The organism is Trinickia sp. Y13 (assembly GCF_029522115.1).
GTDB lineage: Bacteria > Pseudomonadota > Gammaproteobacteria > Burkholderiales > Burkholderiaceae > Trinickia.
Genome location: NZ_JAKWFK010000001.1, coordinates 435,282 through 460,759, shown reverse-complemented (window position 1 = coordinate 460,759; position 25,478 = coordinate 435,282). Strand labels below are relative to the sequence as shown.

Sequence of the window (25,478 nt, the reverse complement as noted above, 5' to 3'; positions counted from 1 at the left end):
GGATAAGCCCCACCCATGATCGAATTCACGCTGCCTTCCATGGGCGCCGACATGGACGAGGGGACACTGCTCGAATGGAAGGTGAAGCCGGGGGATGCCGTCAAACGAGGCCAGGTGGTGGCCGTCGTCGACACGAGCAAAGCCGCGGTGGACGTTGAAAGCTGGCAGGACGGCGTTGTCGATCGACTGATCACCGAACCCGGCCAGAAAGTTCCTGTGGGTACGCCCATGGCCATCTTGCTCGAACCCGGCGAGGCGCCCCACGCGGCGGCGCCCGTACAGGCCGGAACACAGCAAGCCGTCGCAATCGCCGCCGGGGCAACGCCGCGCCGAAGGATCTCGCCGGCGGCGCGCAAGCACGCGCAGGAACATCACGTCGATCTGGACGCCATCGCCGGCACGGGGCCGCAAGGTTCCGTGACGCTCGAGGACGTCATGCAGCGCATCGCCCGCGCCGCCACGCCCATGCCCGCGAGCGCCCCCCTCGATCGGTCCGCGGAAATGAGGAAGGTGATCGCGAGCGCGATGGAACGCTCCAAGCGCGAAATTCCGCATTACTACGCCTGCGAGACGATCCCGCTAGGCAAAGCGTTGGCTTGGCTCGCGGCCGAGAACGAGAAACGGTCGATCAGCGAGCGGGTGCTTCCGGTTGTGCTGCTGCTTAAGGCGGTGGCCGTGACCCTCAAGCGTTTCCCCGAATTGAACGGCTTCTATCGTGAGGGCGCTTTTACGGCGGCTCGGCAGGTTCACATTGGCGTAGCGATTTCGCTGCGCCAAGGCGGGCTGATCGCGCCGGCTCTGCTCGATACCGATATCAAGCCGATGACGAAAATCATGCACGAGTTGATGGACCTTACTGCGCGCTGCCGGGCGGGGTCGTTGAAGAGTTCGGAGCTCTCGGAACCCACCATCACGGTGACGAACCTAGGCGAACAGGGCGCCACCGAGGTCTTCGGCGTCATCTACCCGCCCCAGGTCGCACTGGTGGGATTCGGCCGCATCGCGGAGCGGCCGTGGGCGGAAAACGGCGGACTGAAGGTCATGCCCGCGGTGACCGCCAGCCTTTCGGCCGATCATCGCGTATCGGACGGGCACCGCGGCGCATTGTTCTTGCTCGAGCTCAGCGAAGCGCTGCAGCACCCCGAGGAGTTGAATCGATGAACGATACCGATGTCCGCACCATCGTGGTAGCGACCTTGAAATCCATCGCACCAGAACTCGAGGCGCCGTCGCTACGCGACGATCGCCCGCTTCGCCTTCAGGTCGACCTCGATTCGATCGACTGGCTCAACTTCCTGTTGAGACTGCATGAACGGCTCGACGTCGAGATCCCCGAAGCCGATTACCAGAAGCTCGTCACGCTCGCCGATATCGTGACTTACCTCGTGAACAAGGTGAACTCGCCTCACAAGTCGGGCAGATAGTCGGGCTCGGGCAGCGCTGCCCCAGGCCGCGTTGCGCGTTCCGGCGCGTGGGCCGGCCTGCCCACATGCAGCGCCGGTAGCGGCCGCCGTAATGTATCCGGCGCGATGCCGCCCTTCAATGCCGCGATCACCCCAGCCGCCTCCAGATAACTGTCGACTTCGTGGAGTTGGCCTCGCGCCCACGGCAAATCGGCCAGCCGGTTGTGCATCATGCTGGTATTGCCACGCACCGCGATCACCGGGATGCCCTGCTCGAGCGCTGCCAACGTCGGCAGTCCGATGCAGCCTTCCGGGATCACGAGGCAAGACACGTCCATCGAAGTGAGCACGCCGAGCGCACGCATGGAAGCCTTGTCCACAACGATCCGGGGACTGCGCTGCAGCCCCTTGAGCACGCACATGAAGAAGCCGATCGATATCGCTTCTGCCGCCATACGCGCGTCGACGACGCCCACGTCCTCGTGCGCGACGGCAACGGACTCGTACATCGGCGCGTGCGCGGCGGGGATATCCAGCAGCGTCGACACGGCGTGTGTCAGCAAGGCCTCGACCCCGCCCCAGGGATTGACCAGTTCGCCGTGGCTCCGGTAGTAGGCCGCACGGCAAGCGGCGTCCACCTCGATGCGCGTCGAGATGGCAAGCGCGTCGAATTGGCCGCGCCTTGCTCGCACCACATCGAGCAGGCGGTCCAGATGCAGAACGACCCCGCTCGCCCGCCCCGCTGGCGTCATACGCGACGCGAGCTTTAGCGCCGGATCGATCAGGACCACGCCCGTGGACGAGAGGCCAAAAGTGGCGACGGCCGCGGCAACCGAGTTGAGCGCCGCGTTCAGCACGGGGGCTTGCTCATGCGCTTCCACAGCGGCGAGCACGCGATTGGCGCGCGTGGGACGCAGCCCCGCCGTCCCCATCAAGAGCCGGGACAGCGTGCTGCCTTCCACGTAGAGCGCGTTGGCGGGCAATTCGTTCAGGTCCGACGCATTGACCGCGTTCGGGTGTGTAATGAGCGTGTCGCACACCGACGCCAACAGCTTCGCCACGGGATTCGCGTCGCCCGCGTGCCCGCCGATCGTGCAGGCGATGCCGGTTGGAATCACCAGCGCAACGTTGAATGCCTGCGTATTTTCCGCCTCGCGTTTCCTGAATTCAAAGAGGCAGTGCGAGCGCGCGGTCAACTCGGGCGCCACGCTCTCCACGACTGCAACGTCGCATCGCCACGACGTCTCACCGATAGCGTTGACGACGAATCTGACGGGGATCGAAGCGGCCCCGATCTGCGTCATTACCTTTTTTTCGAGCCAGGAAAGGGATGGCGCCGATGACGAGTCGACCGGAACGTCAAGTCCGAATTCTCGCACTTGCATGGCTGGCCTCCCGAGGGCAAACAAGGCGTCAAAATGGATTATGGGCGCGGGGAGAACCGTGGGATTGACACACATCAACACCACAGAACGCGCGGCGCATACGCTCGATGCAGTGGGCCATGCCGTTGTGCCTATGGCGGCGGACGCGTTCCACGCAGGCCGTCTGCCGGGCGAAGCGCGCGGCCACATCGAAGGAGAGCGTCCATGATATTCGCCGACCGCAAAGATGCCGCTGAACAGCTCGCGTTGAGCCTGGATCGATACCGCGGCCATCGCCCGTTGGTCCTCGCGATACCGCGCGGCGCGCTGGAGATGGGCAGCGTGCTTGCGGCGCGCTTGCAAGGCGAGCTCGACGTCGTTCTCGTACGCAAGCTGCGCGCGCCCTTTCAGCCCGAATTGGCGATCGGCGCGATCGACGAAACCGGTTGGACCTATTTATCTGAGCACATCGCCGATCTTGGCATCAGCGACCGCTATCTCGAAGCAGAAAAACAGCATCAACTCGAAGTGCTTCACATGCGCCGAAGCCAATACTCGGCAGTGCGTCCGCCGGCCGACCCAGCCGGGCGCATCGCCATCGTCGTGGACGATGGGCTAGCGACGGGCGCAACCATGATCGCCGCGCTTCACGCCGTTAGAGCGGCGAACCCGGCAACGCTCATATGCGCCGTACCGGTGGCGGCGCCGGAGAGCTTGGAGCACGTCAGGCGATTCGCCGATTTGGTCGTCTGTCTTCAGACCCCTCCCGCCTTCTACGCGGTTGGCGAGTTCTATCGCTCGTTCTCTCAGGTCGATGACGATGAAGCCATTCAAATGCTGAAACAGGCCGCGTTGCTCGAACTCAACCGCGCAGATTCGAAGCCGTCGCCATCGCCGGGCGTCGAATGAGCGGCCGCAGTTCATCGAGCGTTCGCGTGTTCAGCACGTCGCGCTTTTCGAGCCAACCACGCCGAGCTTCGTCGATGCCGTAGCGCAGGTTGTCGAAATCGATCCGGCCGTGCGCATCCGAATCGATCGACACCAGCACGCCTTCCGCCTTCGCCATCTGGCAATACGTGTCGGCCAAATCGAGCCGCTCCGGATGCGCGTTCAGCTCGAGATGACATCCGCATTCGCGTGCCTTGCGAATGACGCGCACGATATCGATGTCGCACGGCTCTCGCTCTTCGATCAATCGTCCCGTCGGGTGCGCAAGGATCGAACAACACGGATGCTCGAGCGCGCGCAGCACGCGCTCGGTCTGTTTCGCGCGAGGCAAGTCGAAGTGGCTATGGACCGCAACCACGACGACGTCCAGACGCATCAGGATCGCATCGGGCAAATCCAGGCTTCCGTCCTCCAGAATATCGACCTCGATGCCTTTGAGCAGGGTAATGCCGTCCAGCGTACGGTTGACCCGATCGATCTCTTCGATTTGTTTCGCGAGGCGCTTGGCATCGAGACCATGCGCGACTGCCAAGCGGCGCGAGTGGTCGGTGATCGCGAGATAGGACAGGCCGCGCTCGCGCGCCGCGAGCGCCATGTCGAGCACACTATCGTGCCCGTCGCTGGCGCTCGTATGCGCGTGAAGATCGCCCCGCAGGTCGCCGCGCTCGATGAGCGCCGGTAGACGATGCGCGCCGGCCGCTTGGAGTTCGCCGCGGTTTTCCCGCAATGGCGGAGGAATCCACGGCAGCCCGATTGCGTCGTACACCGATTCCTCGGTCTCGCCGGCGATACGTGTGTCTTTCCGAAATACCCCGTATTCGTTGATTTTCAACCCGCGCGCCTGAGCGATACGGCGCATGGCGATGTTATGCGCCTTCGAGCCCGTGAAATACACGAGCGCGGCGCCGAAGCTTGCGGGGGCGATCACGCGTAGATCCACCTGCATACCATTGCGCAACGTGACGCTCGCGCGCGTCTCGCCGCGCGACAACACCTCGGCGACCTCGTCGTAGCGCACGAAACGTCGCATGACGGCGGCCGCGGCAGCGGCATCATGCGCGGCGACGAGAATGTCCAGATCGCCCACCGTTGCGGCGCGGCGCCGAAAGCTTCCCGCAGCGACAACCTCGTCCGCGCCGGGCGTCGCGCTCAGATAAGCCATGAGCGGCTGCGCGTACTGCTCCGCCAGCGCCAGCTTGAAGCGGCGCGATTTGTGCAGATGCGCTTCTATCGTCTCGACGATGTGCGCCTCCGTTTTTTCGCCGAAGCCGGGCAGAACGCGAATTTTCCCTTCCTTCGCCGCACGGTATAGCGCATCGATCGTCTGCACGTGAAGCGCATCGTGAATGGAGCGGACGCGCTTCGGTCCCAGCCCCTGCACCTGCAGCAGCTCGGTGATCGCCGCCGGCATCTCGTGATGCAGCTGCTCGAGCAAATCGCACTTCCCGCTTGCGGCGATCTCTCGCATTTTGCTCTCCAGGTCGTCGCCGATGCCGGGGATCGCCTTGAGGTCTTCGTTCTGCTCGATCATCTCCGCCACGCTCTTGCCGAACTCGCCCACCGACCGCGCCGCGTTGCGGTAAGCCCGTATGCGAAACGGATTTTGCCCCTGGATTTCGAGCAGGTCTGCGATCTCTAGAAAGATCGAGGCAATGTCGGCGTTGTGAAGCGGCATGACGGCACGACCGCGCTAGCGTCGCGAGCCTGCGCTCAACCGATGGGCGCCGGGATCGTGTTCGTGTTCGGGATCGACGGGCACACGCTCGCCGCGTCCGAACGATCTCGTGCGAGCATTCATGGCGCGCCCCTCGCTAAAGTATGAACATCGCCGCACCGCCAGTGCCTTGCCGGCGGGCATTCGTGTTCAGCGTAGTCCCCATGTCCCGGTTCATATTGACGTGAGTCAACGAACGGCAGCCGCGCGATCGGACTCGCTCGCGCGCGCCCACGCTAGGTCTTGATCGTCGTGAAGCCTGGCCGCGCGCGATTGCGGAACAATGATCCGTCGACACGGCGTGATGTATCGGTTCGCGTCGATTCACTGAAGAAAGCCCAGTCAACGCCGACGCGCCATCCATCGGAGCGCGGTCATGCAGGGAAAAGCCATCGTCTTTCATCAGGAAGCGCGTCAACTTCTCCTCCGGGGCGTGAATACCCTGGCCGAAGCGGTCAAGGTGACCCTCGGCCCCGCCGGCCGCACTGTCATCGTCGAGCACGAGGGGCATTTGCCGACCGTTGCGAACTCGGGCGTCATCGTCGCCAACTCGGTCGACGCGCCGGATCCGTTCGAGAAGATGGGCGTGCAATTGTTGCGTGACGTGGCCGCCCGAACGAGCGAGGTGGCCGGCGACGGCACCACGACCGCCTCCACCCTTGAGCAAGCCATCATTGTCGAATCACGCTGCCGAGTTCGGCGGCTTTTTCCGAACCCGCTCCCCTTCGCGCGCCGCAGGGGCCATCTATTTACAACCGATACACGCGCTCGGCATTGTCATGAAATAACGCACGCCGCTCATCCGTGGAAAAATCCTTCGTGATCGCTTTGAACGCGTCGAACACATCGTCATAGCTGCTAAAGAGCTTGTCGACCGGAAAGTTACTCGCGAACATGCATCGCTCTACGCCGAACGCTTCGATCGCGTGCAGCACGAACGGGCGAATGCTATCGACGGTCCATGTCCAATCGCCCATACCCAGCCCCGAAATCTTGCAAGAGACGTTGGGTGCAGAGGCCAACAGTTTCATGCTCTTTTTCCATCCATCGATTTCCTCGGGGGCGCGATCGACGGGCATCCCCGTATGATTGAGCACCATCTGCGTATTGGGGAAATCGCGCGCGAGCGCGAGCGCCTCCTCCATCTGCGTGTAATAGAGCTGCAAATCGAACGATAGGCCGTAGCGCTCGAGAAGCGCATAGCCGCGACGCCAACGGCGCTCGCTCATGAGATGCCGATCGTCGATGAACGTCTTCACCGGATCGCGATGAAAGTTCAAGCATTGCCGAATGCCTCTCACATTGGAGTATTCGCAATGTGCCTCGAGCACGGACTGCACGCCGTCCGAAGCCAGATCGGCAAAAGCGACGATGCCGTGCGGGTAGCCATGACGATCCGCCACGCTTTGCAGCCAGCGTGTCTCGGCCACCGGGTCGTTGTGGTCGTACTCTACCTGCAAGTGCACGGTCTTCACCACGTTTTGGCGCTGGATATCCGCCAAGAAATCTTCGATTAGATAGTCTTTGCGAATCGCCGAATAGTCGCCGAACACGCGTTCGAGCATCGGCCCCTGCAGCCACGGGTAGTTCCCCGTGCGCAAATCGTAGAGGTGATGATGCGGGTCGATGATGGGCAAGCTTTCCATGACTTCTCCTGAACGTGTCGTTTCGCTGCGAACGAAGCGCCGCCGCGGCAGCGCGGCGGTCGCACATCGCGTGATCGATCAATCCGTCAATCGGTCAATAGCTCCCGGCCGAGGGCGGATAGACACGCTTGAGCTTGGCTTGCGCGTCGGATCGATCGATCGTGTCATGCGTCACGAGCGGCTCGTTCAATGCGACTTCTCGCGTCGTCGGCTTGTGGTTCAGTGCGTTATAGACCTGCGTGGTGGCGTCGATCCCTTGGCCGACTGCTTCTTGCAGAAACACGCCTTGGATCACACCCTCTCTCAACAGACGGATGGTCGTCGGGCTGCCGTCGGCGGTGACGACGGCAACCTTGCCCGCCAGCCCTCTCGTTTGCAGCGCTTTCGCCGCACCGATCGCGGCTTCGTCGTACATGCCGTAAATCGCTTTGATATCCGGGTGCGCCGTCAGCACGTCATTGGCCTGGGCGATCGCTTCATTGACGGTCAAGCCATGCGTCTGCAGCACCTGGACCAGGTCGCACCCATCCGCTTTGAACGATTCCTGCGCACCCTTCATGTACTTCTGTGCGTTTTCTCTGTCGAGTGGCAGCGACAACATCGCGATTTTGTTGCCGCCCCGTTCCTTCGCCAACTTGCAGACGTAAGCGCCCTGCGCCTTGCCGGTTTCATAGTTGTTGGCCGTGACGGCCGAGGTGAAGTCGGTCTGCCCTGCTGCTGGCCCGATACCGGCAAATGCGATCGGCACCGACTTTTCCTTCAGCACGCGTAGGACAGGCGGTGTGCTCGTCGAACTGACCGGCCCCATGACGATCGCGCTGACGCCGCGCGTGAGCGCCGTATGCACATTGTCCATTTGCTTCGCGGGCGAGTTCTCCGATGTGAGTTCGACGTAGTTCATCCCCAGTTCCTGGGCGCGCTGCTTGACGCCGTAGGCCACCCATTGCCAATACGAAATGTCCAACGACGGCGCAATGTAAGCAACGGTCGGCTTGCTTTGCGCGAACGCCGTTTGGGGTAGCGCGGCGCAGGCCAGCAACGCGGTTGCCGCTATCAGGCTCTTCAACGACTTTCCCGATCCACTACCGTTGTTCGAAAGAGTGAGGTTCACGCTTGTCTCCTTTAGCCTCGTTGATACGGCTTAGCGCCGCGCTTTGGTCATGCGGTCGACCAGCACCGCGATCAGAATGACGACGCCCGTCACGGCGCCCTGCCAGAAGCTGTTCACGCCGATCAGGTTGGCGCCGTTTTGGATGACCGTGATCATCAGCGAACCCAGCAGCGCCCCGATTGCGGAACCCGTCCCGCCGAATAGGCTCGCGCCGCCGATCACCACGGCGGCGATCGCCTGCAGCATCAGGCTCGAACCGGCCGTCGCCTCGGCATTGCTCACGTACGACACGCTGACGATGCCCGCGAACGATGCCAGCAGGCCCGATAGCAGATAAGCGGCGAGGCGCACGCGATCGACTGGGATGCCGATGACCCGCGCGGAGGAACTGCTGCTACCGACCGCATACAGCCAGCGACCGGCCACGACTTTGCGCAGGGACAGTTCGATCGCAACGAGCAGCAGCAAGCACCACAGCAGATAGTTCGGCACGCCCGGCACCAGCGCGCCGGCATCGAGCAGCCAATAGTCGGGATTGGAAATCGGCAGCGAATTGCCGTTCGTGACGATGAACGCCAGGCTCCCGGCAATGGCGTAGGTGCTCAAAGTCACGACGAATGGCGCAAGGCCCACGAACGTGACGAGCGCTCCGTTGATCGCCCCAATGAGCACGCCCACCGACAACCCCGCCAGGCTACTCGCGATTGCGCCGTACCCATGCGCCATGGCAAGGCCCGTCACCATGCCCGTCAACGAGAACACGGAGCCGACCGAAAGATCGATACCGCCCGTGATGATGACGAGCAGCACGCCGAAGGACATGATCGCGAGCGGCGCGCAGGCCTGCATGACGTTGGCGATATTGCCGCCGGACAGCGCGGCCGGCACGAGCGCGCCAACCGCCAATTCGACGATCGCGATGGCGATCGCTATCGCGATTTCCGTGCGGTACGTCGACAGCAAGCGCCGAGCGTATCGGCGTGGCTGGTCTCGCTCGCTGGCAAGGGCATGGGTGACCGACTTCATCGTTGTCTCCGATTGGAATAGCGAGGGGGCCCTAGGCCGCCATGCCTGTTGCGCGGGCCAGGTCCGTTTCGTTCACGCGGGCGTCGTTCAGCACACCCGTCGGGCGACCGTCCAAATCGAACGTCAGCACCGTCTCGCACAACTCGACGAGCTCGACGTATTCCGTCGACCACCAAAGCACCGAGGTCCCTTGCGCCATCAACTTGCGGATCAAGGCGTAAATCTCGCGTTTGGTGCGGATGTCGACGCCCCGCGTGGGCTCTTCCAGCACGAGCAATTTGGGTTTGAGCGGCAGCCAGCGCGCAATCAGCAGCTTCTGTTGCGTCCCGCCGCTCAATGTCGCGGGCAAATCCCACAGCGAACGCGCCCGGATATTCAGCGCTTCGATCAAGCGTGCACTGCGCTCGGCTTCCTCGCCGCGTGCGATACCGCGTCGCTCGACGATGCGCCGCGCAGCCATGAGGTTGTCGATGATCGGCAGCGTGGCGAGGATGCCCTTGTTCGCTCGGTCGCCCGAAACGAAGCCGATGCCGGCGCACGCCGCCGCGGCGCAACTCCCATATCTCATCGGTGCGCCGTTACGCGTGATCGACCATTCGCGGCGAACCGCTTGTCCGGTCAACGCTTCGATCAACGCAATCGGGCCGGTTGGCGCGCCGGCTAGTCCCACGATCGAACCGCCGGGAATCGTCAGCGTGATGTCCGAGCATGCGAGGGCGAACTCATCGCCCTGCGCCGCGTGTTGGACAGCGCCTGCGCCCGACGACGCACTCGATTGCGCTTGCGCTCGCGATCCCGAATGCGTTTCAGTCGCAACGCTCTGGCCCATGCGCTCGACGATTTCGCCGTCCGTGATCGCGCTCAGCGCTACCCGGTCTACGGAGGTCTTTCCGTCGCGAATGATCGTGCAGACGTCAGCAATCTGCCGAATCTCGCGCATCCTGTGCGAGACGAACAGCACCGAAAGGCCTCGCTCCTTCACGAGCCGCCGTATCACCGCAAACAGACGTCCCGTCTCCGCCGCCGTCAAATTCGCCGTGGGCTCGTCGAGCAGAAGAAGCTTCGCACCCGAGCCCAGCGCACGCGCGATCTCGACGAGTTGCCGCTCGTGCAACGTCAGATCGCCAACCAAACGGCCAGCCGCTTCGCGCGCAAAGTGCGGATCGATCAGCGCGAGCGCTTCGGTCGCGAGCGCTACCGACGCATGTTCGCTGTACTTTTGCGCCGCTCGCCTGAACCGCGGCATCGCGATGTTTTCCGCCACCGACAAATGCGGCAGCAGCGCGAGCTCCTGGTTCACGACGGAAATCGCGCCGTCCGCGACTTGCGTGGCGGCCGCTCTGCCAAACCGCTTTCCGTCGAATTCGAGCGTTCCGCCGTCGGGTTCATACTGACCCGAGACGATTTTGATGAAGGTCGACTTACCTGCGCCGTTGCCGCCGAGAAAGGCATGCACCTCGCCTGGCGCAATCGACAGATCGCACCCTTTCAGCACGCTCGTCGGGCCGAAGCGTTTTACGATCGAGCGCGCCGACAATACATACGGCAATTGCGCCATTCGAAGTCTCCCATCGCAGCGGATTGGCGGTGCGCGCGCGGCGCCATGCAGCGGGCGCGAATGATTCGAGCGGGGATCGGAACGACAAGCGGAACGCGAACCGCCCTCCTGTGCAAGCCGAGTCACACGATTGCTTGCCTACATGCTGGCGGGCGCCGGCGTTCGCGCAATGGAAGCGAAATGCGGATAATGCATCGAAGTCTCCTGCGCGGTTGTGCGCCGCGTCATTGGTGTCTGTTTGGTGTAGGCACAGAATGGCAGCGTCGACCGCGGGCAAGCAACGCGGTTTCGTTCAACTAAGGCTGAAAAATATTTCACGATGCGTATCCCACCGCTCAAAGCCATCATCGCGTTCGAGAGCGTCGCGAGAACCAAAAGCGTCAATCGCGCAGCCGAGGAGCTCGGCTTGACGGCCTCTGCCGTCAGCCACCAATTGAGCAACTTGGAATCGATCATCGGCCAACCGTTGTTCCAACGGTCGGGGCGCGGCCTCGCGCTGACGCCAACCGGGGAACGCTACCTTGCCGACGTGACGGGCTCCCTGGCCGATTTGAGCCGTGCCACCGAGCGGGCCTCGAGCCGCAGGGAGGTCGACATCTTGCGCGTGCATTCCAGCCCGAGCTTCGGGCTGATGTGGCTGCTGCCGCGACTTTCCTCGTTCCAAGAGGCGAACGGCGACATCCAACTGAATCTGGCGTGTTCGTATGAGGACATCTCGTTCTCGAACGGCTACTACGATGTCGATATCCGGCACGGTTACGGCAATTGGAGCAACCTCGAAGTGAGGACGATTCGAGGCGAGTACATCGCCCCGCTGGCTTCGCCCAGCTACCTCGAACGCAACCCCGTTCACACACCGGCCGATTTGCTCACGCATCGCCTGATCTATTCGGAGACGCCGCTCGTCCAGTGGAAGCAGTGGTTCGGCCGCACCGGCGTGCCCGCGGCGCAGAAGACTTTCGACTTCTCGTTCGACCGCTCGTATATGTCGATCGAAACGGCTGCGCTCGGCTTGGGCATTGCGCTCGAAAGCCTGATGCTTGCCTCCGTGAAGATGCGAGAAGGACTGTTGGTGCCTGTTTTCGACCAAGCGCAGGCGGTCGAAGTGGGCGCACATCACCTCGTTTACCCGAATCAAAACGCCGACCTACCGCGCGTCGAACGGTTTCTCGCTTGGATGGAGCGTGAGGCATCCGCGCGCTCGTAGGCATCGCGCATCGTCATCTGAATTTTTCTCAGCGATGGTTGAGCGTTTCCGCGTTGTTTCGGCCGGCCCTTCAGCGAAAACTACGGGCACCAATCAACACCCAGGAGACAATCTATGTTGCTCGAGAACAAAGTCGTCATGGTCACCGGCGCGGCCTCGCCGCGCGGGATCGGCAAGGCAACGGCGAAGGCGCTGGCCGAACAAGGCGCTCACGTGGTCGTGATCGATTTGCGCAAGGAAGACGCGCAAGCCGCCGCGGCCGATCTGGGCAAGACGCATCTCGGTCTCGCCTGTGACGTCACGGATAAAGCCGCGTGCGTTGCCGCGGTGCGCGCCACGCTGGAACGCTTCGGCCAAGTCGACGGCCTCGTCAACAACGCAGGCATCACGCAACCGGTGCGTACGCTCGAGATCGGCGCCAGGGATTTCGACGCCATCGTCGACGTCAATTTGCGCGGCACCCTCTACATGTCGCAAGCCGTGATCCCCGCAATGAAAGAGCGCAAGCGCGGCAGCATCGTTTGCATGTCCTCGGTCTCCGCGCAGCGCGGCGGCGGCATCTTCGGCGGCCCGCACTACAGCGCCGCGAAAGCCGGCGTGTTGGGATTGGCCAAAGCGATGGCGCGCGAATTCGGCCCGGACCATATCCGCATCAATTCGATCACGCCAGGGCTGATCCAGACCGACATCACGGGCGACAAACTCTCGCCTCAGATGCGCGAGGAAATCATCAAAGGGATTCCGTTAGGCCGGCTCGGCGATGCGGCCGATGTGGCCAATGCATGCGTCTTCCTCACGAGCGATCTGTCGACGTACCTGACAGGCATCACGCTGGACGTGAACGGCGGCATGCTGATCCATTGACAAGCCCGCCGCACCGATGCGGCTTTCGTGACTGACACCCGGGACAACACGGGAATCGGGTAGCCGACGCACCGCGCCTGGCTGCGTGCTACGCCGCAGCGAGCGATCACAGATCGACAGCGCCCGGGGCTCGGCCCACAGGAGACAAAAGATGAAATCCACTTACGCGGCATCACCCGCCGCCGATGCGGCTGCCGATAGCGAGTCGGCGACATTCGAGGCTAGAACCTACGCGAAGGTCAGCCGTAGAATCATTCCGTTCCTCATGCTCTGCTATCTCGGCGCGTACCTCGACCGCGTCAACGTAGGCTTCGCGAAACTGCAGATGCTCAGCGATTTGCGGTTTAGCGAAACGATCTACGGCATGGGCGCGGGGGTGTTCTTTCTCGGTTACTTCCTGTTCGAAGTGCCGAGCAACGTCATTCTTCATAAAGTTGGCGCACGCAAGTGGCTCGCTCGCATCATGCTGACCTGGGCCGTCATTTCCGCCAGCTTCATCTTCGTGAAATCGCCGACGGCCTTCTACGCGCTTCGCTTTCTGCTAGGCGTTGCCGAAGCGGGTTTCGCGCCGGGCGTCATTCTCTATCTCACCTATTGGTACCCGAGCGCACGCCGCGCGAAGGCGCTCTCGATCTTCTTCATGGCGATCCCGCTCGCGGGCATTCTCGGCGGGCCCCTCTCGGGATGGATCATGCATTCGCTGCAGGGCGTGATGGCGCTCACCGGGTGGAAATGGCTGTTTCTACTCGAAGCACTGCCTTCCCTCGTGCTCGGCGTCGTGATCCTGCTCTATCTCGACGATGGCATTGCAAGCGCGAAGTGGCTCACCGAAGCGGAAAAGCATCTGCTAGCCCGCAACGTCGCAGGCGATAACGCACACAAAACCGCCCACGCTTCGATCAAAGCGTTCATCGGCGACCGCCGCTTGTGGCTGCTGGCGGCGATCTATTTCTGCGTCGTGCTCGGTCAATACGGACTGACGTTTTGGCTGCCCACCATCATTCGCAAGACAGGCGTCTCGGATCCGTTGTGGGTTGGCCTGTTCACCGCCATTCCGTATCTGTGCGCCATCGTCGCACTGCCGCTCGTCGGCATGAGCGCCGACCGGCTACGCGAGCGGCGCTTTCATCTGGCCGTGCCGATGCTCGTTTCGGTCGCGGGCTTCGCCGCCCTGCCCTTGCTTGGAAGTGTCGGCGCATCGATCGTTTGCCTGAGCATCGCATCGGCTGGGATTCTCGCCGCATCGTCTCAGTTCTGGTCGCTGCCGACCGCCCTGCTCGGGGGCGTATCGGCCGCGGCAGGAATCGCCGCCGTCAACTGCTTCGCCAATCTCGCAGGCTTCTTTTCCCCGGCCATCGTCGGCTGGCTCAACGATCTGACGGGCAAATCGACCGCGGGCCTGATCTTCATCTCGCTCTCCGTCACGCTGGGCGCACTGCTCGTGTTCCTCGTCCCGGCGAAGTCGGTCAATCATTGAAAAGCCGCGAATCTTTCGATATCACAGGAGTCATGGATGGATAACACAGCAATCGCGCCGGAGGTTTCGCTTGCCGAGCGCGCATACAGGATCCGAAGAAACGCGTTGTTGATGGGCGAAGTGCAAGGACAGGGCTATATCGGTCAGGCGCTCGACATCGCCGATGTATTGGCCGTCGCCTACTTCGGCGCCATGCGCTACCGGCCCGAAGATCCCGAATGGGAACGCCGCGACCGCTTCCTGCTCTCGAACGGGCACTACGCGATCGCGCTCTATGCGGCGCTGTTCGAAGCGGGTATTTTGCCGGCCGATGAACTCGAAACCTACGGCAGCGACGATAGCCGCCTGCCGATGTCCGGCATGGCCAGCTACACCCCGGGCATGGAAATGTCGGGCGGCTCGCTGGGACAGGGGCTGACCATCGCCGTCGGGCGCTGTCTGGGCCTCAAGCGCAAAGGCTCCGACGCATTCGTCTATACGCTGCTCTCCGACGGCGAGCTCGACGAAGGCGCGGTGTGGGAAGGCCTGATGTCCGCATCGCACTGGAAGCTCGACAATCTCATCGCGGTGGTCGACGTCAACAATCAGCAAGCCGACGGCCCGTCCACGCATATCATGGCGTTCGAGCCGCTGGTTCCGAAGCTCGAAGCATTCGGTTGGTACGTGCAACGCGTCGATGGCAACGACCTCGATGCCGTTGCGCGCGCATTCGAGCGCGCACGCCAGTACGACGAACCGCAACCGCGCATCATCGTCTGCGACACGAAGATGGGATGCGGCGTCCCCTTCCTCGAACAACGAGAGAAGAACCATTTCATTCGAGTCGATGCGCATGAGTGGCAACTCGCGCTCGAAGCACTCGAAGCCGGGAGACAAGCATGAGCACGATCGCAAAAGCACCTCGCCTCAAAACTTCCGCGATGATCGCTTCGATCGCGGCGGAAGGCCAGGCTACCCGTTCCGCCCCGTTCGGTCACGCGCTGGTAGAGTTGGCGCGCACGAAGGCCAGCGTCATCGGCATGACCGCCGATCTAGGCAAGTACACGGATCTTCACATCTTCGCCAAAGCGTTTCCCGATCGGTATTACCAGATGGGCATGGCGGAACAATTGCTGATGGGCGCAGCGGCGGGTTTCGCGCACGAGGGCGCTCAGCCGTTCGTCACGACCTATGCCGTCTTCGGGACGCGGCGCGCATACGACTTCATCCATCAAACCATTGCCGAGGATAACCTCGACGTGAAGCTCGTGTGCGCGCTGCCGGGCTTGACGACGGGCTACGGGCCGAGTCACCAGGCGGCGGAAGACCTAGCGTTGATGCGCGCGATGCCGAACATGACCGTAATCGACCCGTGCGATGCCCTCGATATCGAGCAGATGGTGCCGGCGATCGCCGCGCACCCGGGGCCCGTCTACGCACGGCTGCTGCGCGGCAACGTGCCCGCGGTGCTGGACGAGTACGACTACCGGTTCGAGCTCGGCAAGGCCAAGCTTCTGCGCGACGGCAAAGACGTGCTCCTGATTTCGTCGGGCATCATGACGATGCGCTCGGTCGAAGTCGCGAAGGCGCTGCAAGCCGATCATGTCGATGTCGCCGTGCTGCATGTGCCGACCATCAAGCCACTCGATACGGACACGATCGTGCGCGAAGCCAAACGCAGCGGCCGCATGGTGGTGGTGGCGGAAAACCATACGGTGATTGGCGGGCTCGGCGAGGCCGTCGCATGCGAGCTCGTGAAGGCAGGCTTCACCGGCACCTTCCGGCAGATCGCGCTGCCCGATGCCTTTCTCGATGCGGGCGCGCTGCCCACGCTCCACGCGCGCTACGGCATCTCGACCGAAGTCATGGCCAAAAACATCAAGGGATGGCTCGGCTGATCGATCGGCACGGTTGCCGTTGACGGGTACCGTCGACCCAATTGCTTTCCGCGCCGGTCGCGCGGCCCGTCATCGCATCCGATTCAGCGCTATGGCAATCGCGCGTATCGCCCGGGCGCGTCGATATTGACTACGAGTGACTCACCCATTGCGCGATTTGCGGCCAATATTGCGCAAGCGTGCGCTGCCCCATGAACAATCCGATATGGCCGCCCGGCACGGTTTTCTTGACGATGCGCTCTTTCGGCGCACCGAGGTATTTCTCCGCATCGAGAACCTGTGCAGGCGGCGTAATATCGTCGGCCGCACCCGCCAGAAGATAGACCGGACACGTGATGTTGCGTAGATCGAGCTTGCGCCCGAGCCCGACGAACTGCCCCTTTGCGAATCGATTCTCCTTGAAGAGTTGGCCAATGACTTGCAAGTACCAACGTCCCGGCAAATCGATCGGGTTCTCGTACCAGCTTTCGAACGCCTCTTCCTTCGCAACGTAGGCAGGATCGTCGATGTGCTCGTAAAGATCGATCTGTTCCTGCACGTAATGCTGCTCGGGATGCATGTTCTTCCAACCCTGCAGCATGAACTTGCCCTTCATGAGCCCGCCGCCGAGCGCGACCAACTCTTCATAGAAGGACAACGGCGACTCATGCACCATCCGGGTAATCGGCGCATCGCCGACATCCGTATCGATGGGCGCGCCGGCCAGCACGAGCGAATTGACTTTCTCAGGAAAGCGGGCCGCGATCATCGCCGACACCCAGCCGCCCTGACACAACCCAATGAGATTGACGCGGCCGCCCAAATCGTCGATCGCCACGACGATTTCGGCCAGATAATTGTCGATCTCCAAATCCTTCATGTCGTACGTCGCGCTCTTCCAGTCGGTCAGTGCGACATGACCCACGCCATTCGACAAAAGCGTCTGCACCAAGCTCTGCCCGTCCCTGTAATCGGCGATCATCGCGGTGTGGCCCGCATAAGGCGCGTTGACGAGCGTGGGTATTCCTCCAGGCGTTCCATACTCGCGTAGAACCATGGTCCGCAGATCGAGGCGCACGCGATTAGGTGTCGCCATCGACGGCCTCAGTTCCTCGTTGATCTTGATTTCCTCGTCGACGAACTTCAGATTCTTCGCGTACAACTGCACGCCCTGCTCGAATAACGCGGCCGCCATCGCCATTGGCCAGAACGCCGGCACGCTCGATAGCGCGAAATCCTTGGATTTGATCGATCGTTGTTTCGGCATAACGGTTCCTTTCATATGCACGCAGCCGGCTAGGCGCTTGCGCCGCAACGCTCGGATCGGGTTGGGCGCGCGGCACGCGTATGGCACTGCGGGATTCGACGCGGGCGGCAGACAACGCACGGCATTCGAGCGTAGTGCGTGGACGCAGACGATGGCTTGATCGATATCAACCATCGTCGCAAGACGCATTGGTTCGGATCTGTGTGCGTCGCCTTTAAGCTCAGCCCTGCGCGGCCTGCGCGCAACGCAGGTGATCGAAGAGCAAGCGGCTGACGGGCGACAAAGCATCGACATCGCGCACTACGAGCATCAGCTCGCGCCGCGCCCAATCGTCTTCGAGTGCGACCGCGGCGAGGCCAAGCGGGCGGCCCATGATTTGATAGACCTTCAGCGGCAGCACGCCGACACCCATGCCCGCCTGCACCATCCGACATACCGCATCGAAGCCCGGCACGTGGATGCGCAGCTTCAAAGGCCGGCCCGCCTGTTGCGCGGCGAGGTGCGTGCGCGCATTGATGGAGCTGGCCGAATGCAAGCCGACGTGATCGCCGTCGAGCGTCTGTGCGAAACCCACGCTCTCGCGCAAGGCCAGCGGATGGTCGTCTCGCACGACCACCACGAGCTCATCGTTACGATAATGCGTGGTCTGCAGGCCGTGCGGGTCGGCGTCGCCCGAGCAGATGCCGACGTCGGCGAGATGATCTTGCACCGCTTGAACCACGCCACCGCTCGGCCGTTCTTCGAGATCGATCTTGACGCGCTCGTGGTTTGCCTGAAACGCACGCAGATCTTCTGGAAGGAATTCGACGATCGCCGACAGGTTCGCGACCATCCGGACATAGCCGCGCACACCGCTCGCGTGCCCGGCCAGCTCGACGCCGATACTCTCGATATCGCGCATGACGCGACGCGCGTAATGCAGCAGCGTCTCGCCTGCTGGGGTCAACGTCATGCCGCGTGCGTTTCGGCGAAAAAGCGACGCACCGACCGCTTGCTCCAACTCGAGCAGCCGCTTGCTCGCGGCGGACACGGCAATCGCCTCGCGCTCGGCGGCGCGCGTGAGCGTGCCCTCCTCGTGTACCGTCAGGAAGAGCTTGAGTGTCGTGAGGTCGAGCCGTCGCAACAGGTTTTTCGGAACCATGGCCAAGTCGTGCCGGACATCGGCGAAAGCCGCCATGAGGCGGCAAAGCATTCTGGAGGAAGCGCCCCCCGCGCGCAATACGGGCGCCCCCTCAGCCGTCAACGACTGATTGCTTCAAGCGAGCGGCCTCGGGTCGACGGTCCCAGGAGGACCATGCAAACGCCGACAAGCATCGAGACGGCGATGAAGCCCGCCACGCCCGGCACGCCGTATCCATGCAGCAAGATGCCGATGGCGAGCCCGGCGAACGCGGCGGAAATCCGGCTCCACGAATAGACGAAGCCGATGGCCCGAGCGCGGATGCGCGTGGGATAGAGTTCGGCCTGGTACCCGTGGAAGGCGTACGACATGATGTTCGCTGCCAGCGTGAAGAGGACGCCGAGCACGATCAGCAACCACGGCGCGGATGCCTGAGAAAAGATGGCGATCACGACACCCATCGTGATTAGACTGCCGCAAATCTGAGTCTTACGTTCGAGCTTATCGGCGAACCAAACACCGAGCAGCGGACCGAACGGGTTCGCGATCGCAATGATGAACGCATACCCGAGGCTGGCCGTGACATGAATGCCTCGGTTGATCAGGAGCGTCGGCACCCAAGCCGCAAAGCCGTAAAAACCAATCACTTGCGCGATATTGAAGATCGACAGGATGATCGTGCGAGCACGGTATTGCGGCCCGAAGATTTCCTTGTACGACCCTTTGCCCTGCTGCTCGAGCGAAGCCGATCGCGGCGCGGGCAGCAATATGCCCTTCTCCGCAATCACCCGGCGTTCGATGTCCGCCACGATGCGCTCGGCTTCCTCGATGCATCCGTGACGCGCAAGCCAGCGCGGGCTTTCGGGAATCTTGTGACGCAAAATCCAGACGATCACAGCGCCGACCGAACCGATCAGCATGACAACACGCCAGTAGTCCAAGCCGAAGGGCTGCGTGCCTTTGAGCACATACGCGAGAAACGCGACGAACGGCACGACCGAGAACGTGATGAACTGATTGACGGCGTAGGCTCGGCCCCGCTCGCCGCTCGGAATCAGCTCGGAAATATACGTATCGATCGTCACGAGTTCGACGCCGATCCCGATCCCCGCGATGAGGCGCCAAATATCGAGCGCGAAGCCGGACGTTTGAAACGCCATGATCGCCGTGCAGACCATGTACCACAGCAGCGATCCGGTGAAGACGAAACGGCGGCCGAAGCGATCCGCGACGAAACCGAATACGAGCGTGCCGATCCAAAGGCCGGCGAACGTAGCAAAGACGAACGTGCCGAAGCCAGCGACGGCAAGCGGCTGCAGCGCCGCGAAAAAGCCCAGCGATTCGGGCTTGAACAGCCCCGATGCGATCATTCCGGGCGCGACATAGCCGGTGAAGAACAGGTCGTAGAATTCGAATACACCGCCAAGCGAAATCAGGATCACCATCGTCCAAACGGTGCGCGAGGGCGGCAATCGATCGAATCGCGCCGCGATCTCGGCTGCCTTGCGCATCGATAGGCTCGCGTGGGCCTCCTGCGCGCGTTCCTGTTCGCCTACCGTGGCGACTGCTGGCTTACTCATCATCGTCTCCAAGCCGAACTGGGCGATGCCGTCCGGTCCAATATCGTTGTAGAAGGTCAAAAAGGGGAAGCGGTAAAACGGCGAACGCCGGTCAAAGGTTGCGAACGTATTCGGGCACCGGATGCAGATCACAGTTGCGTCCGGCTTTTGCGACTTGCCCGGGAACGTCATGCCCGAGCAACGCCGGCAGCCCGCGCGATAACGCGATCAGTTGCTGGAGATCGATCCCGGTGGGGATGCCCATTTCCTCGCATAAGTTGACGAGGTCCTCGGTGCAGATGTTTCCCGATGCGCCCGGGGCGAACGGACAGCCGCCGAGCCCACCCAATGCGGCGTCGAAACGGCGTGCTCCGGCGTCGTAGGCGGCGAGCACGTTGGCAAGCCCCAACCCTCGGGTGTTGTGAAAGTGCAGCGTGAGCGAACCTACGGGCACGCGCTCGAGCACGCGAGACACGAGCCGCAAGACTTGCCGCGGGTTCGCCATCCCGGTCGTATCGGCAAGCGTGACGTTCGCAATGCCCCTCTCTTGGTACGCCGCTACGATACCCATCACGCGGCTCTCGTCGATCGGGCCTTCGAAGGGGCAACCGAATGCGGTCGCCACCGTTGCGTTCAAGCCGACGCCCGACCCGGCGACGCATCGCACGATATCGGCGAAGCCGTCGAGCGATGCGCTGCAGCTCATCCGCATGTTGGCGCGGTTATGTGTTTCGCTCGCCGACATGACGAGGTTCAGCTCATCGGCGCGCGCAGCCAGTGCACGCTCGGCGCCCTTCAGGTTCGGCACGAGCGCCACGTAGACGACACCCGGCTGGCGTGCGATCTGGCGAAACACCGCTTCGCCGTCGCGCAACGCGGGAATCGCCTTAGGCGAAACGAAAGAACCTGCCTCGATGCGAGAGAAGCCGGCCTTCGACAATCGATCGATCAGGGCGACTTTGTCGCGCGTCTCCACCCACGTGGGCTCGATCTGCAAGCCGTCGCGAGGCGCCACTTCCTGCACGATCAGCGGTTCGTACGTGCGGGGGCTCATTGCACCGCTCCTTCGCTGCGCAAGCGCTCGAAGTCGTCGCGATCGAATCCGAGTTCGCCGAGCACGCTCTCCGTGTGCTCGCCGAGCGCCGGTCCTTGCCAACGCACGGCGCCTGGCGTTTGCGACAACTTCGGCACGATGCCGGGCATTTTCACCGATACGCCCCCCGGCAAGTGCGCCTGCAGCAGCATGTCGCGCGCCTGGTAGTGGGGATCGGCGACGATGTCGGCCACCGAGTAAATGCGGCCCGCGGGCACCTGCGCGCGCTCGAGCGCGGCCAGAATATCGTCGATCGCATGAAGCCGCGCCCACTCGCCAATCGCCTTGTCGAGCAGCGCGCTTTGCTTCACGCGTCCGTCGTTGTGCGCCAGCGCAGGATCGTCGGCCAAATCGGCCCGGCCGATGGTTTGCATCAACCGCAGGAAAATCGGATCGCTATTGCCCGCGATCACGACGAAGCGGCCATCCTTCGTGCGGTAGGTATTGGACGGCGCAATGCCAGGCAGCGCGCCTCCGCTGCGCTCGCGCACATGCCCCAGCAGATCGTATTCGGGCACGAGGCTTTCCATGAGATTGAACACGCTTTCCACGAGCGAGACGTCCACGACTTGTCCTTCGCCCTGTCCCGTCTTCACACGCAGCAACGACATCAAGGCGCCGATCACGCCATGGAGCGATGCGAGCGAATCGCCCAAGCTCACGCCCGCGCGTGTGGGCACGCCGTCCATCTCACCCGTGGTATAGCGGATGCCGCCCATCGCTTCGCCGATCGCGCCGAAACCCGGCCGGTCGCGGTAGGGACCTGACTGGCCATACCCTGAAATGCGAACCATCGTCAGTTTTGGGTTGATCGAATGCAGCGCGTCCCAGCCCAAGCCGAGCGCTTCGAGCGCGCCGGGGCGCAGATTTTCGATGAGGACATCGGCGTCGGCAGCCAGTTGCTTGACGATTTCAATTCCGGCGGCCGATTTTAAATTGACACAAATGGATTTCTTGTTGCGCGACTGCAAATACCACCAGAGCGAGGTGCCCTCATGCAGCTTGCGCCATTTACGTAACGGATCGCCCGTTTGGGGCGGTTCGATTTTGATGACTTCTGCGCCGAATTCGGCCATGAGGCGCGCGGCAAATGGCGCCGCGATGAGCGTTCCGATCTCGATGACGCGGATACCCTTAAGGGGTCCACTCATTATGCTGTCTCCAAACCAAGTTTTCTGTTGGGAGACAAGTTACCAGCGAGGGATCGGGCCGGTCCAACCGCAATTTGCCAAGGACCGTTCGCGAATATCGAACGTTCCGACATATGTCTGGAGAATCGCCGCCGCCGATAATAAAACGCGCCAACGCCGACAAAGGGTGTACAGTCGGACTAGGCTGGTCGCGCGTTGTGGCCTCCGTTACCAGGACACATCATGCGATCACCCACAAAACAAACCGCCACCCTTGCCGCCCGCGTGAGCGAATACACCCAGGATCGTAGGAAACAGGCGCTCATCCTCGAAACCGCCGACGCATTGCGCGCCGAGCAGCGGCGCGTCAACGATGCCTCCATCGATTCGAACGCCAGCAAATGGCGTTATTCGGTCGTGCGCGCCAAAGGCTGATCGTGGCACTCGAATTCCCCAATCCCAGCCGCAGTTACGATGCCACTAGGCATTGCGTCTATTTTTGGGGATACGATAACTCGCGCGAAATCACCTTCCAGGTGGACGGCGCGATGATCAAAAGCCTGCGCCCCGACGCAGGCACCGACGAGCGCTCGTTGCTGGGCGCCTTCGATGAATGCCGTGAAAGGCTCCTCGAAATCGCCAGAAAGCAATACGTCGCCGGCCCACAGAATCGATATTCGATTTCGTGAGCGGCGACGTTTTCGCTAAAACGCATCGGGATCTGTCAGCGGCACAGGCTTGAATCCTTCCAAGTCACCCGCCGCCACGGCGTTGCCATCCTCCATCGCACTCATGCCGAGCGATATCTCGAGGGAATGCACCTTCGCATCCGACTGCGATGAACGGGCGGCACGAGCGCTATGAAGCCGCCCATCGCCCTCTGCTATTTTTTTCTCGGGGGAGCGCTGGTCGCTGCGGCTTTCGCGCCATTGGCGAGCGATGCGCTATCTGCAGGAGGGGCCACTTTTTTAGGCTGTTTAGGCTTTTTCGCCTCGCGATTACCCCGCGTCGTGCCTTTTGACATCATGACTCTCCAGATTGGACGACCGCGAAAGCAACCGCCATGAGCGCAGTCTGGGCGCTTTTGGCGATGCTGTCGCGATTTATATTTTTCCGATCCGTTTCATCCCTGCCCTTTGACTTCCTCCTCCACCGATTCCGCATATGCGCAATCGACCGACGTGCCGGCCGTGCCGGCGATCAATGCATCGATTTGCCCCAGCGCACCGATCACGGCGCGACGCCCGGAATGTTTGGCGAACTCGCATGCGGCCTTGACTTTGGGCGCCATCGATCCCGCGGCGAAGGCTTGTGCCCCGAGTGCATCGGGACTCACGCGCCGAACCAGGCGCGCCGACGGTGTACCCCAATCTCTGAAAACGCCGGGCACGTCGGTGGCGATCACGAGCAGGTCCGCGTCGATTGCCGCGGCAAGGAGCGCCGCGCTCGCATCTTTGTCGACCACGGCTTCGGCGCCGCAATAACGGCCGTCCTGCGCCTCGACGACGGGGATACCCCCACCGCCCGCACAAATCACGACGGCGCCTTTTTCGAGCAGCCATCGTACGGCCTGCATTTCGAGCAAGCGGACCGGCTTGGGACTCGGCACCACACGCCGGTACGAATCGCCGTCGCGCGCCATCGTCCAGCCCTTCTCGGCAATCATGGCTTGCGCTTGCGCGAGGGTGTACACGGCGCCGATCGGCTTGGTGGGGTGCGCGAAAGCCGGATCCGCGGCGCTGACCTCCACCATCGTCAGCAGGGTCGCGCAGGCTCGCTCGGAAGGAAGCTCGTTTCCGAGTTCCTGCTCGATCGTGTAGCCGATCATCCCTTCCGATTCCGCATCCAAGACATCGAGCGGAAAATGCTCGGCCTGCGGCATCGTCGCCTGTTCGAGCGCGAGCAATCCCACCTGCGGTCCGTTTCCATGCACGATCACGAGCTCGTTGCCCGCGGCGACCTTGGCCAGTTGAACTGCGGCCAGCCGAACGTTGCGGCGCTGCGCATCCGCGCTGACCGGCTCACCGCGTTTGAGCAGTGCATTCCCGCCTAATGCCACGACCAATCGCATGGTTCGCTCCACTCACCCGGCCAGCGTTGCGACCAATACGGCTTTGATCGTATGCAAGCGGTTCTCGGCCTGCTCGAATACGACCGACGCGTCCGATTCGAAGACCTCATCGGTGATTTCAATGCCGTTTTCAAGGCCGTATTGCGCTGCGATCTGCTTGCCCACATGCGTTGCCGTGTCGTGGAGCGCCGGCAGGCAATGCATGACCTTCACGCGCGGGTTTCCGGTGGCCGCGACGAGTTCCGCATTCACCTGATACGGCAAAAGCGCGTGGATTCTTTCGCCCCACTTTTCCACCGGCTCTCCCATCGACACCCAGACATCCGTGTAAATGAAGTCGGCGCCTTTCACCGCTTCGTCGGGTGTTTCCGTCAACGTAAGGCGCGCTCCCGTCTGCGCCGCGATCGCGCGGCATTGTGCGATCAATTCGTCGTGCGGCCACAATGCGCGCGGCGCGCACAAGCGCACGTCCATTCCCAGCTTCGCGCCGACCACCATCAGCGAGTTGCCGCTGTTGTTGTGCGCATCGCCGATGTAGCAATAAGCGATATCGTGAAGCGGTTTATCGCTGAACTCCGTCATCGTCAGGACATCGGCCAGCATTTGCGTCGGGTGAAATTCGTCCGTCAAGCCGTTATACACGGGCACACCGGCGTATTGCGCCAACTCCTCGACCGTCTCCTGAGCAAAACCCCGGTATTCGATCGCGTCGAACATGCGGCCCAAGACACGCGCCGTGTCTTTGATCGATTCCTTGTGCCCGATCTGCGACCCGGCCGGATCGAGGTATGTCACATGCGCGCCCTGATCGTGCGCCGCTACTTCGAACGCGCAGCGCGTGCGCGTCGACGACTTCTCGAAGATCAAGGCGATGTTTTTGCCACTCAAGCGCGGCACTTCCGTTCCGGCGTATTTGGCGCGCTTCAGGTCTCGCGACAGATCCAGGAGATAGCGAATCTGGCGCGGCGTGTATTCGATCAGCGTCAGATAGCTTCGATTGTGTACGTTGAACATGGGGCATCCGTTGAGCAAAGAGTAATGAGCAGCCTTCCGATGTTTCAGCT

At 62.3% G+C, this 25,478-nt stretch carries 24 protein-coding genes; 11 read left to right on the top strand and 13 right to left on the bottom strand.

Translation table 11 applies throughout. The annotated features are described in order from the left end of the window. Positions 1-15 precede the first annotated feature (15 nt). Entirely contained in the window at positions 16-1,161 is a 1,146-nt protein-coding gene (locus MMB74_RS01945) for a dihydrolipoamide acetyltransferase family protein (protein WP_277426902.1), read from the top strand. Then, a complete protein-coding gene (locus MMB74_RS01940; RefSeq protein WP_277426901.1) occupies positions 1,158-1,424 on the top strand; it encodes an acyl carrier protein in 267 nt (88 codons plus the stop codon). The genes MMB74_RS01945 and MMB74_RS01940 overlap by 4 nt, the downstream gene beginning before the upstream one ends. Here MMB74_RS01940 and MMB74_RS01935 read toward each other — a convergent pair. After that, complete coding sequence (locus MMB74_RS01935; protein ID WP_277426900.1) at positions 1,406-2,707, bottom strand: DUF3326 domain-containing protein; 1,302 nt, start codon at positions 2,705-2,707, stop codon at positions 1,406-1,408. The two genes, MMB74_RS01940 and MMB74_RS01935, sit on opposite strands and share 19 nt — an antisense overlap. A gap of 285 nt (positions 2,708-2,992) precedes the next feature. Here MMB74_RS01935 and MMB74_RS01930 point away from each other — a divergent pair, with 285 nt between their 5' ends. Continuing rightward, positions 2,993-3,676: a phosphoribosyltransferase family protein gene (locus MMB74_RS01930; protein WP_277426899.1), complete on the top strand. Its 684-nt coding sequence runs from the start codon at positions 2,993-2,995 to the stop codon at positions 3,674-3,676. On the opposite strand, the gene polX is transcribed toward MMB74_RS01930, so the two are convergent. Next, on the bottom strand, positions 3,630-5,390 hold the full coding sequence (gene polX, locus MMB74_RS01925) for a DNA polymerase/3'-5' exonuclease PolX (protein ID WP_277426898.1): 1,761 nt from the start codon (positions 5,388-5,390) through the stop codon (positions 3,630-3,632). The two genes, MMB74_RS01930 and polX, sit on opposite strands and share 47 nt — an antisense overlap. Before the next feature lie 415 nt (positions 5,391-5,805). On the opposite strand from polX, the gene MMB74_RS01920 reads away from it, so the two are divergent. Further along, positions 5,806-6,252, top strand: coding sequence for a TCP-1/cpn60 chaperonin family protein (locus MMB74_RS01920; protein WP_277426897.1), 447 nt, complete (start codon positions 5,806-5,808; stop codon positions 6,250-6,252). On the opposite strand, the gene MMB74_RS01915 is transcribed toward MMB74_RS01920, so the two are convergent. From MMB74_RS01915 to MMB74_RS01900, 4 genes are all read right to left on the bottom strand, one after another. Next, positions 6,179-7,066, bottom strand: coding sequence for an amidohydrolase (locus MMB74_RS01915; protein ID WP_277427120.1), 888 nt, complete (start codon positions 7,064-7,066; stop codon positions 6,179-6,181). The two genes, MMB74_RS01920 and MMB74_RS01915, sit on opposite strands and share 74 nt — an antisense overlap. A 103-nt stretch (positions 7,067-7,169) precedes the next feature. After that, positions 7,170-8,186, bottom strand: a complete 1,017-nt coding sequence (locus MMB74_RS01910; protein WP_277426896.1) for a substrate-binding domain-containing protein — start codon at positions 8,184-8,186, stop codon at positions 7,170-7,172. A 30-nt stretch (positions 8,187-8,216) separates the two neighbouring features. Beyond that, positions 8,217-9,212: an ABC transporter permease gene (locus MMB74_RS01905; protein WP_277426895.1), complete on the bottom strand. Its 996-nt coding sequence runs from the start codon at positions 9,210-9,212 to the stop codon at positions 8,217-8,219. A 31-nt stretch (positions 9,213-9,243) separates the two neighbouring features. After that, on the bottom strand, positions 9,244-10,770 hold the full coding sequence (locus tag MMB74_RS01900) for a sugar ABC transporter ATP-binding protein (RefSeq protein ID WP_277426894.1): 1,527 nt from the start codon (positions 10,768-10,770) through the stop codon (positions 9,244-9,246). A gap of 319 nt (positions 10,771-11,089) precedes the next feature. On the opposite strand from MMB74_RS01900, the gene MMB74_RS01895 reads away from it, so the two are divergent. The 5 genes from MMB74_RS01895 to MMB74_RS01875 all read left to right on the top strand — a co-directional run bounded on the left by MMB74_RS01895 (position 11,090) and on the right by MMB74_RS01875 (position 16,195). Next, positions 11,090-11,977 carry a LysR substrate-binding domain-containing protein gene (locus tag MMB74_RS01895; RefSeq protein ID WP_277426893.1) on the top strand — a complete coding sequence of 296 codons (888 nt, stop codon included), beginning with the start codon at positions 11,090-11,092 and terminating at the stop codon, positions 11,975-11,977. 114 nt (positions 11,978-12,091) lie between these two features. Further along, positions 12,092-12,841, top strand: a complete 750-nt coding sequence (locus MMB74_RS01890; protein ID WP_277426892.1) for an SDR family NAD(P)-dependent oxidoreductase — start codon at positions 12,092-12,094, stop codon at positions 12,839-12,841. A 151-nt stretch (positions 12,842-12,992) separates the two neighbouring features. Next, entirely contained in the window at positions 12,993-14,318 is a 1,326-nt protein-coding gene (locus MMB74_RS01885) for an MFS transporter (protein WP_277426891.1), read from the top strand. 36 nt (positions 14,319-14,354) lie between these two features. Then, positions 14,355-15,200: a transketolase gene (locus MMB74_RS01880; RefSeq protein ID WP_277426890.1), complete on the top strand. Its 846-nt coding sequence runs from the start codon at positions 14,355-14,357 to the stop codon at positions 15,198-15,200. Then, entirely contained in the window at positions 15,197-16,195 is a 999-nt protein-coding gene (locus tag MMB74_RS01875; protein ID WP_277426889.1) for a transketolase C-terminal domain-containing protein, read from the top strand. The genes MMB74_RS01880 and MMB74_RS01875 overlap by 4 nt, the downstream gene beginning before the upstream one ends. 130 nt (positions 16,196-16,325) lie before the next feature. On the opposite strand, the gene MMB74_RS01870 is transcribed toward MMB74_RS01875, so the two are convergent. From MMB74_RS01870 to MMB74_RS01850, 5 genes are all read right to left on the bottom strand, one after another. Next, a complete protein-coding gene (locus tag MMB74_RS01870; protein WP_277426888.1) occupies positions 16,326-17,441 on the bottom strand; it encodes an alpha/beta fold hydrolase in 1,116 nt (371 codons plus the stop codon). A 220-nt stretch (positions 17,442-17,661) separates the two neighbouring features. Then, positions 17,662-18,582, bottom strand: a complete 921-nt coding sequence (locus MMB74_RS01865) for a LysR family transcriptional regulator (RefSeq protein WP_277426887.1) — start codon at positions 18,580-18,582, stop codon at positions 17,662-17,664. Between the two features lie 98 nt (positions 18,583-18,680). Further along, on the bottom strand, positions 18,681-20,141 hold the full coding sequence (locus MMB74_RS01860; protein WP_346780661.1) for an MFS transporter: 1,461 nt from the start codon (positions 20,139-20,141) through the stop codon (positions 18,681-18,683). Positions 20,142-20,232: 91 nt separating this feature from the next. Next, positions 20,233-21,174, bottom strand: coding sequence for a hydroxymethylglutaryl-CoA lyase (locus MMB74_RS01855; RefSeq protein WP_277426886.1), 942 nt, complete (start codon positions 21,172-21,174; stop codon positions 20,233-20,235). After that, positions 21,171-22,364, bottom strand: a complete 1,194-nt coding sequence (locus MMB74_RS01850; protein WP_277426885.1) for a CaiB/BaiF CoA-transferase family protein — start codon at positions 22,362-22,364, stop codon at positions 21,171-21,173. Before MMB74_RS01850 ends, MMB74_RS01855 begins: the two co-directional genes overlap by 4 nt. Before the next feature lie 222 nt (positions 22,365-22,586). Between MMB74_RS01850 and MMB74_RS01845 the strand changes: the two genes are divergently transcribed. Further along, positions 22,587-22,778: a hypothetical protein gene (locus MMB74_RS01845; RefSeq protein ID WP_277426884.1), complete on the top strand. Its 192-nt coding sequence runs from the start codon at positions 22,587-22,589 to the stop codon at positions 22,776-22,778. A 2-nt stretch (positions 22,779-22,780) separates the two neighbouring features. Beyond that, the gene (locus tag MMB74_RS01840; protein WP_277426883.1) at positions 22,781-23,032 is read left to right on the top strand and encodes a DUF1488 domain-containing protein; all 252 of its coding nucleotides are present in this window, start codon (positions 22,781-22,783) and stop codon (positions 23,030-23,032) included. 434 nt (positions 23,033-23,466) lie between these two features. Here MMB74_RS01840 and arcC read toward each other — a convergent pair whose 3' ends face one another. Together arcC and MMB74_RS01830 are read right to left on the bottom strand one after the other, a co-directional pair. Then, positions 23,467-24,414: a carbamate kinase gene (gene arcC / locus MMB74_RS01835; protein ID WP_277426882.1), complete on the bottom strand. Its 948-nt coding sequence runs from the start codon at positions 24,412-24,414 to the stop codon at positions 23,467-23,469. A 12-nt stretch (positions 24,415-24,426) separates the two neighbouring features. Beyond that, positions 24,427-25,428: an ornithine carbamoyltransferase gene (locus MMB74_RS01830; protein WP_277426881.1), complete on the bottom strand. Its 1,002-nt coding sequence runs from the start codon at positions 25,426-25,428 to the stop codon at positions 24,427-24,429. Between the last annotated feature and the right edge of the window lie 50 nt (positions 25,429-25,478).

Coding starts and splice junctions, on each gene's coding strand:
- MMB74_RS01935 (WP_277426900.1), bottom strand. CDS start 2,707: ATGACGCAGATCGGGGCCGCTTCGATCCCCGTCAGATTCGTCGTCAAC.
- MMB74_RS01850 (WP_277426885.1), bottom strand. CDS start 22,364: ATGAGTGGACCCCTTAAGGGTATCCGCGTCATCGAGATCGGAACGCTC.
- polX (WP_277426898.1), bottom strand. CDS start 5,390: ATGCCGCTTCACAACGCCGACATTGCCTCGATCTTTCTAGAGATCGCA.
- MMB74_RS01830 (WP_277426881.1), bottom strand. CDS start 25,428: ATGTTCAACGTACACAATCGAAGCTATCTGACGCTGATCGAATACACG.
- MMB74_RS01865 (WP_277426887.1), bottom strand. CDS start 18,582: ATGGTTCCGAAAAACCTGTTGCGACGGCTCGACCTCACGACACTCAAG.
- MMB74_RS01905 (WP_277426895.1), bottom strand. CDS start 9,212: ATGAAGTCGGTCACCCATGCCCTTGCCAGCGAGCGAGACCAGCCACGC.
- MMB74_RS01880 (WP_277426890.1), top strand. CDS start 14,355: ATGGATAACACAGCAATCGCGCCGGAGGTTTCGCTTGCCGAGCGCGCA.
- MMB74_RS01900 (WP_277426894.1), bottom strand. CDS start 10,770: ATGGCGCAATTGCCGTATGTATTGTCGGCGCGCTCGATCGTAAAACGC.
- arcC (WP_277426882.1), bottom strand. CDS start 24,414: ATGCGATTGGTCGTGGCATTAGGCGGGAATGCACTGCTCAAACGCGGT.
- MMB74_RS01920 (WP_277426897.1), top strand. CDS start 5,806: ATGCAGGGAAAAGCCATCGTCTTTCATCAGGAAGCGCGTCAACTTCTC.
- MMB74_RS01860 (WP_346780661.1), bottom strand. CDS start 20,141: ATGAGTAAGCCAGCAGTCGCCACGGTAGGCGAACAGGAACGCGCGCAG.
- MMB74_RS01855 (WP_277426886.1), bottom strand. CDS start 21,174: ATGAGCCCCCGCACGTACGAACCGCTGATCGTGCAGGAAGTGGCGCCT.
- MMB74_RS01875 (WP_277426889.1), top strand. CDS start 15,197: ATGAGCACGATCGCAAAAGCACCTCGCCTCAAAACTTCCGCGATGATC.
- MMB74_RS01870 (WP_277426888.1), bottom strand. CDS start 17,441: ATGCCGAAACAACGATCGATCAAATCCAAGGATTTCGCGCTATCGAGC.
- MMB74_RS01845 (WP_277426884.1), top strand. CDS start 22,587: ATGCGATCACCCACAAAACAAACCGCCACCCTTGCCGCCCGCGTGAGC.
- MMB74_RS01890 (WP_277426892.1), top strand. CDS start 12,092: ATGTTGCTCGAGAACAAAGTCGTCATGGTCACCGGCGCGGCCTCGCCG.
- MMB74_RS01885 (WP_277426891.1), top strand. CDS start 12,993: ATGAAATCCACTTACGCGGCATCACCCGCCGCCGATGCGGCTGCCGAT.
- MMB74_RS01930 (WP_277426899.1), top strand. CDS start 2,993: ATGATATTCGCCGACCGCAAAGATGCCGCTGAACAGCTCGCGTTGAGC.
- MMB74_RS01940 (WP_277426901.1), top strand. CDS start 1,158: ATGAACGATACCGATGTCCGCACCATCGTGGTAGCGACCTTGAAATCC.
- MMB74_RS01945 (WP_277426902.1), top strand. CDS start 16: ATGATCGAATTCACGCTGCCTTCCATGGGCGCCGACATGGACGAGGGG.
- MMB74_RS01895 (WP_277426893.1), top strand. CDS start 11,090: ATGCGTATCCCACCGCTCAAAGCCATCATCGCGTTCGAGAGCGTCGCG.